A 14,093-nucleotide genomic window follows, 5' to 3' on the forward strand; every position below is an offset into this window, starting at 1 on the left:
ACGAATCTTTACCGCTAATACTCTTTGGTCCGGGAAACGCTCCGCATCACCATTCCTAAATAAACCGTGAAACCATAAGCGAGCAGCATCCCCACCGCATACTGAATTTTTTGTTCCGTGGTCAAACCGTCAAAAAACAGTACCAGACCTACCGTCAACCCAACAGCAGCCAGCAAAAACAGATAGAATGAAAACGAAATCGCCCGGATCACCCGGCTGCCGCGCTGCTGCAAACTCTCGGTGTCGGTGAAAGATTCGGGCCGCTCCCCGTCGTAATCCTTGCGCCAAATGTACACGCTCGCCATCTTGCCGACCAACTCCCAGCCAAACTGTTCGTACGTCGCCTTGTAATCCCTTCTCGGCACAGCTTGCAGATCATACACGTACCGGTACTGTTTCGGTTCTCCCCGCCGGAAGGTCATGTACAGCGAACTCCACTGACGGATTCGGTCTGCATGCCATCCGCTCATGGACATCTGCTCAAGCCAGCGTTCCAGCTTCGCAGGTACTACATACCGATAGGCGGGGAACCAGACGCTCTTTGTGTCCTTCATCGCAATCCCTCCGAATTATGGTACAGCTCGGCAATCCTCTCCGCCTCAATTTTAAGAATCCGCATGCCCAGCTCGCCGATTTGGTAAATTTTCTTCCGGTCTTCTTCTTTGACGGCTTCGATCAGGCGATCCCCGTCCAGCTTGCCCAGACTCTGATAGATCGTTCCTGCACCCAGCGTAATCCGGCCGTTCGTCTTCTCCTTGACATGCTGCATAATGCCGTAACCGTGGTTCGGTGTCTGCAGCGACAGAAGGATATAAAACATCGTTTCGCTCATCGGAATATACCGCTTTATAGCTTTTTCCAAGTCCATCTTCCATCCCCCGCCTGCTTCGCTCCACTATATCACGTTGTGATGCATCACATCGTCATCTAATATATATCACATCGTGATATAATGTGTCAATCATCAGGCATCTGCCGCCAGCAAAATAAAAGCGCCGTACCCCTATGTGTGAGCACAGCGCCTTATTGCCAGCGTAGTTAGGCTTTTATTCTCTTTCATGACTTCATCGCCTTATCGAATTTAACTTCATCACTTCCGCACCAGGTTCATTGCCTCAAACCAAGTTTTTGCCGTAATAAATCTCGTCCATTTCCAGTGTAATCCGCTCCGTGATTTCTTCCTGCTCGCTCTCGCTCAGCGTATCCTTCGTATAGCCGAACAAGTAATTGTCCAGGTCAAATTCCCGCAGCTTGCATTTCGTATGAAAGATATGCTCCTGATACACGTTCACGTCGATCATGTCGTACATATCCTTCACCTCATCCGGGATATAGTTCTGGATCGAATTGATATCGTGGTCGATGAACAGCTTATGGCCGCTAATATCGCGCGTAAATCCCCGAACCCGGTAGTCGATGGTCATAATATCCGTGTCAAAAGAATGAATGAGATAGTTCAGCGCCTTCAGCGGCGAAATCTCCCCGCAGGTCGATACGTCGATATCGGCCCGGAAGGTGCTGATGCCCTCGTCCGGATGGAACTCCGGATACGTATGAACCGTAATATGGCTTTTATCCAAGGCCATGACGACTGAGTCCGGCAGGGGCCCTGGTGATTCGGAATAGGATTCCTGCGGAACCTCCACCACTGGCCCTTCGGAGACGAGAATCGTCACGCTCGCCCCCTGCGGCACGTAATCCTGTTTGGCTATATTTAGAACGTGAGCCCCGATAATATCCGACACCGTCTTCAGAATCGTCGTCAGACGCTCCGCATTATACTGCTCATCGATGTATTCCAGGTAAGCCTCGCGCTCTTCTTTGGTCCGCGTAAAGCAGATATCGTACATATTAAAGCTGAGCGACTTCGTCAGGTTGTTAAACCCATGCAGCTTAACGTGCTGCTCCGGTATTTCCTTCATTGCACATTCACCCCGCTGTCTTCATGTCCACTGCCTAATATTCCCTGATCATGGTGCATTATCCGTCTAGAACGGCAGCTTTTGTTTATTTACACTTTTTACCCCAAATGGGGCAGGGACAAACAATGCCGGATGGTAGGCAGCAGCTTGAGATAAGCGGGGATTTACGGATATTACACCCGTTTCTTATACGCCCTCATCGCAAAAACATATGCCACGAGCATGATTCCGACACACCATGCAAGAGCGACCCAGATATCATTGCCCACCGGCTGACCTGACAGCAGCGAACGGATCGCTTCCACGATCGAGGTCACCGGCTGGTTGTCGGCAAAGGCGCGAACGACCCGGGGCATCGAATCGGTCGGCACAAACGCGGAGCTGATAAACGGCAGGAAGATAATCGGATAGGAAAAGGCGCTTGCGCCATCTACGGATTTGGCGGACAACCCGGCAATCGCCGCGACCCACGTTAACGCCAGTGTAAACAGCATCAGTATGCCAGCTACGGCAAGCCATGGCAGCAGCCCAGCCGACGAACGAAAGCCCATTAAGAGCGCAACAAGTACGATAACGACCACCGATATGGCATTGGATACCAGCGAGCTGATCACATGTCCCCACAGCATGGTGGAACGGGCAATCGGCATGGAGTGGAACCGCTCGAATATACCCCGCTGCACATCGATGAACAGGCGATAAGCCGTATAAGAAATTCCGCTTGCAATGGCAATCAGCAAAATGCCGGGCAGCAAATAATTTACATAGTTATCCGTGCCGGTTTGAATGGCACCTCCGAATACATAAACGAACAGCAGCATAAATGCGATCGGCATGATCGTGACCGTGATAATGGTGTCCCAGCTGCGGAATATATGGCGCATGGAACGTCCGAGCATCACACCCATATCGCTGAAGTAATGCTTCTTTACCGCTTCCATTTACTTTTCCTCCTTTTTGCCAACGATGGCAAGAAATATGTCTTCCAATGAAGGCTGTTTTTCAACGTACTCCACCTTTGCAGGCGGGAACAGCTTTTTCAGCTCCGTGAGCGTGCCGCCCGCGATAATCTTGCCCTCATGCAGAATGGCGATTCGATCGGCAAGCTGTTCGGCTTCCTCCAGGTACTGCGTGGTCAGGAATACTGTGGTGCCGCCGCCCGACAGCTCCTTGACGATCTTCCACACCTCGATGCGCGCCTCGGGATCAAGCCCTGTCGTCGGCTCGTCAAGGAAAATGATCTGCGGTTTTCCGATCAGGCTCATAGCGAGGTCGAGCCTGCGGCGCATCCCTCCCGAATAAGCAGATACTCTCCGGTTCGCGGCATCCGTTAAGCCGAAGCGCGTAAGCAGATCGCGGGCGACCACACGCGGAGCTGCAAGATGCCGCAGCTTGGCGATCATGATGAGATTTTCCTGCCCGGTCAAATTTTCGTCCACGGCGGCAAACTGACCGGTCAAACTAATCGACTGCCGTACATGGTCCGGCTTTGAGGTGACATCGAATCCGTTGACGGTAGCGGTTCCGCCGTCAGGCTTAAGCAGCGTGGTAAGGATTTTTACGGTTGTCGTCTTACCCGCCCCGTTGGAGCCGAGCAGAGCGAAAATGCTTCCCTGATCCACCTCAAAATCCACACCTTTTAGAACTTGCTGCTGCTTGTAGGATTTTTGCAGTCCTTTGACTTGAATCGACTTGTTTGGCATATCTTCTCCTCCTTTTCAGACCACCGTAACTTTTGACAAATCGGCATCCATGCCCTTGAGCGCGGCAAAGGTCAACTTATCCATCGTCGCCCCGTCAAAGCAGATCGTTTTAATGGCGCGGTAATATTTCTTGGACAACAACGACCCTTGAAAAGACACATTTTTGAGCGTAGCGCCCTTGAACGAAACTTCCTTCAACCCGGCTCTGTCGAACTTGACGCCAATGAAGATTTGACCATCGAAGCGCTGCCCTGTCAGATCGGAAGATGTGAAGTCCACTCCGTCGAATACACAATCCTCAAAGACGGTTTTGGTGAGAGCGGTCATCGTCAGGTTGACGTCGGTCAGGTGAACGCCTGTGAATGTGGCTCCGGCCAGCCACGACTTGCTGAAGTTCGTTCGTACAAGAGTGGATTGGTTAAAGCTTGCATTGGCAAGGTCCAGGGTGGTCAGGTTGCAGTCGGTCAGGTTTGCGCCGTCAAAACGGGCATCCTTCACATCGCTGCTCTTAAATGAACTGCCGGTCAAGTCCGCATTCGTGAAGTCGGAGCCTCGGAGCGTGCTTGATGTGAATTTCCCCTTATGTGCGGTAACGCCCGCAAAGTCGCTTTCGGCCAAGTTGCTCGCGCTGAGGTTGGTCAGCACCTGCCGCTCCAGCGAACGGGAAAGGTTTGCCACCTCCAGTACGGTTTGCTCAATGTCCCCGATACTGTCGATGGTCATCTCCAAAGCCGTTTCATCGTCCTTGCCCTCGGCTTTCAGCTCACGGAACCGCTCCTGCAGATCGGAGTGCAGGTCGGCCTTTAATTCGCTGACGCTTCTCACCCCTTCGTATACAGCAAAAACCTCGTTCAGATAGTTCGTCAATTTCTCGTTCATCCCATCATCTCTCCTTATAATAAGTTTTCAAGTACGCGCTTGGCGTACTTCCAGTTGCTTTGGTTGCGTTCATAAGTTGCCTTGCCCTTCTCGGTCATCCGAAAATACTTGCGCCGTCCGCCCTGCGATTCACCGCCCCAATACCACTCGATATCACCGTCACCTTCAAGCCGCCGAACGCTGGAGTACATCGTGGCTTCCTTTAATTCATACTCACCGCCCGAACGCTCGACAATCAGCTTGACAATTTCATAACCGTAGCGGTCGGCTTCGGATAAGAGTCGTAAAATCATCGTGTCGGTATGGCCTCGCAGCAGGTCGGATGTGATTTTGTTGTCTTTCATGTCATCACCTCCATATCTGCATGATACGATATACTACTATGACTGTCAAGGTAATTTGTCAATAAAATTACTTTGCCGAAAATACAGGTACTTGAAGAATAAGAAACGGCGTACATTCAGCAAAAATCAAACTCGGTTTAACGGGAGTTTTTTGCGGTTAAATGGTTCACCCCTGCCGAAAATAGAAAACAGCGGCAATCTAAGACTACACTTCCAGTCCTAGTTCACCGCTGTTTTTAGCATCAGCCCTTTTATGAGAGCCTGCTGCAAAATGGGCTGCCGTCCGACAAATTATTTTCCGGGAAATGACCCGTTTTTTCATTCAATCATGACCCTTCTATTCAGTCATGACCCTTCTATTGAAATCCGAGATGGAATATACATTACAAGCCTTAATCTGGACATCTAGCGACATTCTGGACACCACTTTCCTTTTGGAGGATCGAGGAGGAGTGTATCAATGAACGAATATGTACCGCAGGGAATGGTTCAAAAGCAGTATCACTGGGAATGGGTCAATTATTTTCTGTACCGGCATCTTCAAGAGAATAATCCATTTCCCAAACTGAAGGCACCGCTGAACGATTTGCTGAACAAGCAGGAACAGCAATTGGATGCATTGAGGAAGCTCGCTGCTTCGCTTGGGATATCCAGTCCTTCTGCAACGGTGAATATAAGGTATAATCCGCTTATGGACTGTATTAAAGAACTCCATCAGCGGGAGTATGAATTATTACAGGAGTACATCAGCTATCACGATTACTTTTTGCCGGATTCCTCGTATCCATTGGGCATTGAAGACTTGATGAAGTCTCAGCTGACGCAGGTCAATACGCTTACGGAATTAAAAGCGGCCTTTGGTCAGCTTTTCACCCCCCAACACGAAACGCAAAAGCCCGATTACATATTGGAAAAGGGGTACCGGTTAACGCGGATCGCCGCAGGACTCACGTTCCCGACCGTTATGACATTTGACCCCCAAGGAGCGGTCTATGTTGCCGAAGCCGGGTTTGCTTACGGAACTGAACCAGGAATGGGCCGCGTACTTCGCCTGGAAACGGATGGCTCCTTTAACGAAATCGCTTCAGGATTCGGAGGTCCTGTGACAGGCATCGCCTGGCATCATGGGGATTTGTATGTAGCTGCAGGAAATTTAGGGGAAAAGCCGGCAGACGGATGCGGGGAAATTATTCGAGTATCGCCGGACGGTACCCGGCAAACGATTGTTAGCGGGCTGCGTACATGCGGGGACCATTTTACCGGAGATATTCTGTTCGGCCCTGAAGGCAAACTGTACTTTTCTGTTGGTACCGCCACGAATTCGGCTGTTGTAGGGCTGGACAATATGCTGATCCTGAAGCATCACCCGCAATTTCACGATGTGCCGGCCAGAGACTTGGAATTGATCGGCACCAATTTTATTACCCGGGATCCGCTATCCGATCAACCAGGGGCAGCAGTAACGGGGGCATACCATGCCTTTGGAGCTCCGAGCAAAGCGGGTGACATCGTACAAGGCCGATTGTTGGCTAACGGTGTCATTTACCGCTGTAATCCTGACGGAAGCCACCTACAGATCGTCGCAGACGGCTTCCGGAATACGTTTGGTTTAAGATTTTCCCCAATGAACGGGAAACTGATCGTAACGGACCATGGCGCGGATCCGCGGGGGAGCCGGCAAATCAGACTGGATTGGGATAAGATTTGGGAAGTCACCCCAGGGGGATGGTACGGATTTCCGGAGCTGTTTAGCGGTTTGCCCGTAACCCTCCCCCACTTTCATGCCGCGGAACAAGCAAAGCCTGCCTTTCTTATCCGCAACCATCCTCCGCTTGCCGCCCAACCGCTGGCCCGTCTGCAGCCGCATAGCGCTTCCATGAAATTTGATATTTGTACAAACGCTGATTTCGGCAGTCCAGGGGAGCTGTATGTCGCCCAGTTTGGAGAATCCGGTTTTGAAAAAACCGAGGAACTTCCTGGATTCAAAGTGGTTACAGTCAACCTGGATACCGGGCAAATTTCCAACTTTCTGACCAATCCGCTTGGCGAATCCACGAAACAAGGGCCGATCCGGCCCATTGATGTCAAATTTAATGCCGAAGGAAATGAGCTGTACCTTGTCGATTTTGGCCTGATGGGTAAGCATAACCCGACTCCTGGAACCGGCAGCCTGTGGAAGATCGTGAAAATATAACGGATCGGCTTAATCCTCCTCCTCGTTCCCAGTTCTGCCTCCGTACCGATGTGAGTGCGGGATTCTGCCGTTAACGGTGGTATAACCCGCAAAATCGTGATAATGCCCGCCTCCCGGCAGAGGAATGGCCGGTCCCGTCGTCCCTTGAATATAATGAACATGCTGATCATTAAAAGATGTTTCTACATGATAACGGTGGACATGGGGAACGCCGCTGGGGGCGGGTTCCGTTGTTCCGGCGTAGTGATGATAGTGTCCCACGTCAAACGAAGTATCACCTGAAATCGGATGAACATGGACTCTGACCGGCCTTCCATCCCACGAAGTAATAAGCAGGCTGTGATGATGCTCGGAACCGGAACCTTCAGAATGAAACAGCAAACCTGTGATTGGGATTTCCAATTGACGAACCTCCTATGATTCAAGTTATCGGTTTGATCAAGCAAAAAACATCGGCTTCATCTCATACGCAGAAATCATATGGCGTTAGCCTGTTCCAATATGCAGAAATATGGTTTACAGTTAAAAATCTTACAAACGGTTGAAACGTTCAGCCATGGCGGTCATCCACCTGATGGATAGGCAGCAAAAAACCTGCCGGTCACGACAACAGATTGTCGTGAATCGGCAGGTTTTTTGTAGATGATAGAATTCATAAATTTTCAGCGGAGCTGAACCAACGCTTTCGGTCTCTGGCGAACGTACGTCGATAGACGTTTAATTCAGCATTATTCTATAACGTATTCGCGATATTTCTCAAAGTCCTGAAGCCGGCATTCCAGCGAGAGCCGTGTACCTTCATTTTCATACTCGGTTGCGTGGATGCTGGCATGCTCGTTCAAATACGAAACCACCTGGCCCCGGTCATACGGGATCAGCATTTCGCAGGTGACGTAATCCTTGAACACGGAGCTGCGGATCAGATCCACCAGCTCGGTCATCCCGATTCTCGGCTTGGCTGCCAGATAGACGCTTTTCTCCTTGACCTCTGGAATGTCCACGCCCGCCAGATCGCATTTGTTATAAGCAAAGATGGTAGGAATGTCCGTAACGCCGATGTCCTTCAGCGTGTTCTCCGTAATTCGGATCAGCTGCTCATACTTCGGGTTCGAGTAATCCACGACATGGATGAGCAGGTCCGCCTCGGACACTTCCTCCAGCGTCGACCGGAACGCCTTGACGAGATGATGGGGCAGCTTGCTGACAAACCCGACCGTGTCGGTGAGCAGAAAGGATTTATGATCCTCCAGCTGTATGCTCCGCACGGATGTTTCCAGCGTGGCGAACAGCATATCCTTCTCGAATACCGCCTTCTCACCGGTCGGTCCGGCCGCAGAATAGGCCTCCAGCATGGCATTCATGATTGTCGATTTGCCCGCATTGGTATAGCCGACCAGCGACACGACCGGAAGCTCGTTTTTCTTCCGCTGCTTCCGCTGCGTCTGCCGCTGAAACACCAGCGATTCCAGCTCCTTGTTCAAGGCGCTGATCTTCTCCTCGATCCGGCGGCGGTCCAGCTCCAGCCGGGTTTCGCCTGAGCCGCGGTTGTGCATGCCGACGCCGCCGCCCTGCCGTCCGAGAGACTCGCGCAGGCCCACGAGGCGCGGCAGCATATACTGCAGCTGAGCAACCTCCACTTGAAGCTGGGCTTCCCGCGTTTTGGCCCTTTTTTCAAAAATATCCAAAATCAGTATCGTTCGGTCGATCACCTTGCACTCCAGATCCGCTTCCAGGTTGCGGAGCTGCGACGGCGAGAGCTCGTCGTTGAAAATAATCAGATTCGCCTCGAGTCCCCGGAATAAGCCGCCCAGTTCCTCGACTTTCCCGGTACCGATGTAATGGGATTTGTTGACGCGCTCCATATTTTGCGTCAGCTGCCCGACGACCTCCACCTCGCAGGCTTCGGCCAAATTGCCGAGCTCCTCCATGGAGTATTCGAAATCGGGCTGGTTGTTCAGGTTCACGCCGACCAGTATCGCTTTTTGTTGAATGGGTTCCATATATTTTACCTCCGAATTAGCTTGAATGGTTCGATGAAACGAAAAAACCGCAGGCTGTACCCTGTGGTTTAAAGCGAACGGATATATCAGCACTGGAAAAGAAGAACCCCCTTGCTCGATGACAGCTGTCCGTCAAGCTTAAGGTGTCCTAAGCATTCTCCAATCAGGCTGGTTTTATGTTATTGCATGAGGAACGCCGTACGGCTGCCTGAAGACAGCAAAAAGAGGGCGGATCGCCCTCCCTCTCATACACCCGGCATCACTCAAATAATGAGCACACTCGGCACGTATATATCGGGTTCCAAAGGATATGCAGACCAATCCCGTTCGCTCCGCACAGGGGCAGAGCCTTTGAGCACTATTCAGTTAGCGGCACAAAGTGAAAAAACGGAATTTGATGTAGTACATATCTTATTCGAACCCTCCGATCATTATAGGTATCCCCATGTTAACACAACAGCGCGGCGGATACAATTCCCAATTTCCAAAAAGATGGAACTTTTTCGTTACCTCCCCGTCTGTGCCCGCTTAACCTCTGCTTCCCCCGACAACGTGACGCGGTTGCGCCCTCCCGTCTTGGACCGGTACAGCGCCTCGTCCGCTTTCAGGATCAAATCGCGCGGTGAGCGTCCATGCTCGGGATATGCCGCTACGCCGGCCGAGATCGTCACCGTCACTCCGATCGGGTTCGCGGTTCTCTCCATCTCTTTTCTTAAGCGTTCGGCCACCACGCCAGCTTCCCTCGGCCCGCTGCGCTGTACCAGAATCCCGAATTCCTCGCCCCCATAGCGGAAGCACAAATCCCCTTCCAAGGACACGTTTTGCATCAGCTGGGCCAAGTGCTTCAGCACCTGATCGCCGAGCACATGCCCATAGGTATCGTTGACTCCCTTGAAATGGTCAATGTCTATTAAAATGACCGCAAAGGGCACATGGTACTCGGTCCACTGCTGCAGCACCGTATCCAGCGTCCTCCGGTTGGCCAGCCCGGTCAGCTCGTCGACGCCCGCCTCGTTCCGAAGCTGGGTCAAATCCTGATTCAAGTGCTGGAACGCGATTTTGACGCTTTGCGACAGCAGCCTGACCTCATAATAAGCCGAATTAATGTCGGGAACGTTCTGCGGGCGTGCCGAGCCAAGCGTGGCCTGGTCGGAAAATTGCGCCAGCGTATTGAGCGGTTTGGCAATGCGGCTGGCCACCCACCATCCCAAAATGAGGATCAGCAGCAGGAACGGAAGGGAGGCGAGAAGCACCCTCTTGATCAAATCATGAAGCGGCTTGTCAATGACCGACGTCGGCGTCTGGGAAATAATCCCCCAGGAGCTGCTCGGTTCATAAGCGTAACCCGCAAAGAATTGACCCCCTTCAGAGTTCGTCACCCGCTGCGATCCGCTTTTTTTCATCAGGACGTTCTTCACGACCGGATTGCTGATGACCGATTTGCCGATTCGCTGCTTGTCCGGATGAAAAATGATGGCCCCGTTCTTTTCCACTACGTAAACGTAAGACCCGTTGCCGAAAAAGTGCTCCTTCAGCATCGTGCTGAGCACATTTTTATCTTCGAGATAAATGGTTCCGCCGACAAACCCTTGATAAGCACCGGATACATCGACGATTGGTGCCGAAATGAGGATAATGTACCTCCCTGTCGTCGCCCGGTAGGGGTTCGAAATAAAAGGCGCTTTCAAGGAGACCGCCATTTTGCTCTGGGCCGAGGTCAGCTGATCCCCGACTTCAATGCCGATCGTATGCGGACTGAGCGCCCTGACGATACGGTTGGCGTCTGCAACGACTATAGAGTTGAAATACTGCGTATTCTCCTGAAACAGATCGTCAAAGAGCTGGGCATCCATCTCATGGCTCCGCCCGGATATTTTGGCAATCGCATTGATATTTTGCTGCATCGTAACGAGAAGCTCGTTCGTATTGGAAGCCAGCTTTTTGGCATACTGCTCATTATTCTGAAGATAATTGCCAATTAAGGAGGCGCGGTTGACTTGAACGGCTGAAGTGATGCTGGTCAGCATCGTAAGCAGGATCGCAATAATGACAAGCAGGCTGATCGTAAACCGGAGCGTAAAACCTTTTTGGATCAAATATTTCAACGTTATATCCACCTTGAGTCTAAAAATAGAAAAAGATGTCGCATCGTGACGCTTTACATTATACATGAACGCCGGAAGTGCATCTATAGCGTGTTGTGCCATCTGCCGTAATAAGAAAAACGTCTATCGACGTACTTTCAAAGAAGACAGACCGCGTCTAGAGGAAGTTTTTCTTGCGAGATCAGGAAGCAGAAGCTCCGAAACTTATACTTTCTTATCTCTTAAAAAAGGGCAGCCTGGTCGGCTGCCCGCTGCGGCTGTCCTGGGATGTCCAGAGTTAGAGCGGCGTTATGTCGCCTCTTAAATTCCGAAAAAGCGCCGGGTCGTCCTTACCGTAGCCGCAGCCAGCGCCGCAGGCTCTTCCCCTCTGCAGTCGGCAATGACCCCGAGAATGTGCGCCAGGAAAGCGGGCTCGTTCCGTCCGCCCTTCGGCTTCGGCCGCAGATCGCGCGGTGTCAGATAAGGCGCATCGGTCTCGATCATCAGGCGGTCCAGCGGAATGTCCCGGACGAGCTCACGCAAATGCCCGCCCCGCCGCTCGTCGCAAATCCAGCCGGTAATGCCGATGTGCAGCCCCATCTCAAGGTAGGTGTACAGCACTTCTGCGCTGCCCGTAAAACAATGCACGACCGCGCGCTGAATCAATGCCGGGTGGTCTTTCAGCATCGCGGCAAAATCGGCACTCGCGTCCCGTTCATGCAGAAACAGCGGCATGTCCAGCTCTTCCGCCAGGCGCAGCTGCTCCTCGAACCAGCGGCGCTGCACGTCGCGCGGGGAAAAATCCCGGTTGTAGTCCAGCCCGCATTCGCCGATCGCCACAACCTCAGGCAGCCCGGCCAGCCGCCGCAGCCGCTCTGCCGTATCCGGTCCGCAGTCCTTGGCGTCATGCGGATGAACGCCTGCCGTCGAGAACAACCTGCCAGGATACGACTTTACGTAGTGCGCCGCCTCCTCGCTGCTCTCCACGGACGTTCCGGTTATAATCAGCTGCTCAACGCCCGCTTCAGCGGCCCGGGCCAACACCTCCTCCCGGTCCCGGTCGAACGATGAATTCATCAGGTTAACGCCGATATCAATGATCGGTAAAGTCATGGCTGCCAATTCCTTTCGTTATCTATCTTAAGGCATCTACCTTAAAGTCAAACCATAAAGTACGGCACCAATATTATAGGGGACAACGATCCTCTGCACAAGGATTCCTGATATTTCAAATGAAATCTTGCATGAATGTTATATGATCGAAGTTGAAATGAAAAGCGAGGGAGGAAAGCTTCATGGAAAAGGATCATTCAGCTGTGACGTACCGGAACGTAAAGCCCGGCGAATTCATTATGTTCGGCACGTATCCGCAGTCTGCAGACGGTCAAGAACTGGCGATACAATGGCGTGTTCTTCATCATTCAGGAAACGAGCTGTTTGTTTTGAGTGAGTATATTTTGGACTGCAAGAGGTATCATGGCAAGAGCGCGGATATGGGGTGGCGTGAATCCACGGAAAAGGCCTGGCGTGACTGCGATTTGCGCGAGTGGCTGAACGATGAATTCTATAGCGCCGCATTTAGTGACGCCGAAAAGCAGTTCATTAAGACGACACATTGCACGGACAACGGAGAGGGCTGCCCGGACACAGAGGACAAGGTCTTTCTGCTTAGCGCTGCCGAGCTAGAGAACTTATCCGGGGTTCACGGCAAGGATGTGAGGCGTGCGGCTGGAACCGATTTTGCCAAGACGAAAAAGCCCGATGGATGCCGCTTATATGTATATGACAAAACCAACAAAGACAACTATATCCTCAAGGACGGCGAAGAAACCGGCTGCTCCTGGTGGTGGCTGCGAACCCAAGGCAACAAGCCTTCACGCGCATATTTTGTAGGGACAGGCTGCAGTATTCGCAGCTATGGGAATAACAGCATAAGCGGTTATGGCGTGCGTCCTGCTATAAAAATAAATCTTTCCTGAGTCTTGTTTTCAAGGAGGTAAGACATGGATTGCATGGCATCGAAAGAAGCGGCGTTAAAGGTGAGCAAGTGGCCTAGGCAAACTATAGCGGCGGGTCCTCGTCATACCGTTGGTCTGAAATCTGATGGCACGGTGGTGGCTGCAGGCGATAATAAATACGGCCAATGTGATGTAAGCGGCTGGCGTGATCTGGTGGCGGTTGCGGCCGGTAATGTTCATATGGCGGCGAACACAGGCAATGCCCATACCGTCGGTCTGAAATCGGACGGTACGGTGGTCGCGGCGGGTTGGAATAAGCATGGCCAATGCAGCGTAGACGGTTGGCGCGATATCGCAGCGGTAGCGGCAGGCTGGCGCCGTACCGTCGGCCTGCGATCGGATGGCACCGTGGTGGCCGTGGGTCGAGATCAAGAAGGCCAATGCGATGTGAGCGGCTGGCGTGATATAGCTGCGGTCGCAGCGGGTGACTGGCATACCGTGGGTCTTCAATTGGACGGCACGGTAACGGCTGTAGGTAATCATCGGTATGGCCAATGCAATGTTAGCAGCTGGAGCGGCATCGTCGCGGCAGCCGCAGGTTACCTTCATACCGTCGGGCTTCACTCGGATGGTACGGTGGCGGCTGTGGGTCTGAATAAACATGGCCAATGCGATGTCAGCGGGTGGCGCGGAATGGTGGCGATTGCGGCGGGCAGTTATCATACCGTCGGCCTCAAATCGGACGGCACGGTGACGGCTGTAGGTCATCATGAATATGGCCAGTGCGATGTCAGCGGCTGGCGCGATATGGTGGCCGTCGCGGCGGGTTGTACGCATACCGTCGGCCTGAAATCGGATGGCACGGTGGTGGCTGTGGGTCACAACGAATATGGCCAGTGCGATGTCAGCGGCTGGCGCGGCATCCAAGTGCCCGGCACTTCGTTATCAATATGAATAACTCGGCATTCCACGCGAAAACATGAGCCGGACTTCTAATTAGGCAAGGGGT

Annotated in this window: 14 protein-coding genes; 3 read left to right on the forward strand and 11 right to left on the reverse strand. The window is 52.3% G+C overall.

Annotation, left to right across the window (positions count from 1 at the left end):
* Window positions 1-14: 14 nt before the first annotated feature.
* From GCU45_RS09785 to GCU45_RS09815, 7 genes are all read right to left on the reverse strand, one after another.
* Window positions 15-554 carry a DUF2812 domain-containing protein gene (locus GCU45_RS09785; RefSeq protein ID WP_152398787.1) on the reverse strand — a complete coding sequence of 180 codons (540 nt, stop codon included), beginning with the start codon at window positions 552-554 and terminating at the stop codon, window positions 15-17.
* Entirely contained in the window at window positions 551-868 is a 318-nt protein-coding gene (locus GCU45_RS09790) for a PadR family transcriptional regulator (RefSeq protein WP_152398788.1), read from the reverse strand. The genes GCU45_RS09785 and GCU45_RS09790 overlap by 4 nt, the downstream gene beginning before the upstream one ends.
* 247 nt (window positions 869-1,115) lie before the next feature.
* Complete coding sequence (gene speD, locus GCU45_RS09795; protein WP_076173585.1) at window positions 1,116-1,922, reverse strand: adenosylmethionine decarboxylase; 807 nt, start codon at window positions 1,920-1,922, stop codon at window positions 1,116-1,118.
* Between the two features lie 173 nt (window positions 1,923-2,095).
* Complete coding sequence (locus GCU45_RS09800) at window positions 2,096-2,863, reverse strand: ABC transporter permease (RefSeq protein WP_152398789.1); 768 nt, start codon at window positions 2,861-2,863, stop codon at window positions 2,096-2,098.
* Window positions 2,864-3,625: an ABC transporter ATP-binding protein gene (locus tag GCU45_RS09805; protein WP_152398790.1), complete on the reverse strand. Its 762-nt coding sequence runs from the start codon at window positions 3,623-3,625 to the stop codon at window positions 2,864-2,866.
* A 15-nt stretch (window positions 3,626-3,640) separates the two neighbouring features.
* Window positions 3,641-4,504, reverse strand: coding sequence for a pentapeptide repeat-containing protein (locus tag GCU45_RS09810; protein WP_152398791.1), 864 nt, complete (start codon window positions 4,502-4,504; stop codon window positions 3,641-3,643).
* A 14-nt stretch (window positions 4,505-4,518) separates the two neighbouring features.
* Window positions 4,519-4,848, reverse strand: a complete 330-nt coding sequence (locus tag GCU45_RS09815; RefSeq protein ID WP_145029533.1) for a PadR family transcriptional regulator — start codon at window positions 4,846-4,848, stop codon at window positions 4,519-4,521.
* A gap of 460 nt (window positions 4,849-5,308) precedes the next feature.
* Between GCU45_RS09815 and GCU45_RS09820 the strand changes: the two genes are divergently transcribed.
* Entirely contained in the window at window positions 5,309-7,042 is a 1,734-nt protein-coding gene (locus tag GCU45_RS09820; protein ID WP_152398792.1) for a PQQ-dependent sugar dehydrogenase, read from the forward strand.
* Between the two features lie 9 nt (window positions 7,043-7,051).
* Here the strand turns inward: GCU45_RS09820 and GCU45_RS09825 are convergent, their stop codons facing one another.
* The 4 genes from GCU45_RS09825 to GCU45_RS09840 form a co-directional block, all read right to left on the reverse strand.
* Window positions 7,052-7,444, reverse strand: coding sequence for a YmaF family protein (locus GCU45_RS09825; RefSeq protein WP_105444991.1), 393 nt, complete (start codon window positions 7,442-7,444; stop codon window positions 7,052-7,054).
* 326 nt (window positions 7,445-7,770) lie between these two features.
* Window positions 7,771-9,042 carry a GTPase HflX gene (gene hflX / locus GCU45_RS09830; protein ID WP_105444990.1) on the reverse strand — a complete coding sequence of 424 codons (1,272 nt, stop codon included), beginning with the start codon at window positions 9,040-9,042 and terminating at the stop codon, window positions 7,771-7,773.
* 506 nt (window positions 9,043-9,548) lie between these two features.
* The gene (locus tag GCU45_RS09835) at window positions 9,549-11,147 is read right to left on the reverse strand and encodes a sensor domain-containing diguanylate cyclase (RefSeq protein WP_167527108.1); all 1,599 of its coding nucleotides are present in this window, start codon (window positions 11,145-11,147) and stop codon (window positions 9,549-9,551) included.
* Between the two features lie 300 nt (window positions 11,148-11,447).
* Window positions 11,448-12,239, reverse strand: coding sequence for a TatD family hydrolase (locus GCU45_RS09840; protein WP_152398794.1), 792 nt, complete (start codon window positions 12,237-12,239; stop codon window positions 11,448-11,450).
* Between the two features lie 182 nt (window positions 12,240-12,421).
* Here GCU45_RS09840 and GCU45_RS09845 point away from each other — a divergent pair, with 182 nt between their 5' ends.
* Window positions 12,422-13,105, forward strand: coding sequence for a DUF6273 domain-containing protein (locus GCU45_RS09845; RefSeq protein WP_152398795.1), 684 nt, complete (start codon window positions 12,422-12,424; stop codon window positions 13,103-13,105).
* Window positions 13,106-13,129: 24 nt separating this feature from the next.
* On the forward strand, window positions 13,130-14,038 hold the full coding sequence (locus GCU45_RS09850; RefSeq protein ID WP_152398796.1) for an RCC1 domain-containing protein: 909 nt from the start codon (window positions 13,130-13,132) through the stop codon (window positions 14,036-14,038).
* The last annotated feature ends 55 nt before the right edge of the window (window positions 14,039-14,093 follow it).

Origin of the sequence: Paenibacillus cellulositrophicus, from assembly GCF_009363095.1 — a bacterium.
GTDB lineage: Bacteria > Bacillota > Bacilli > Paenibacillales > Paenibacillaceae > Paenibacillus_AQ > Paenibacillus_AQ favisporus.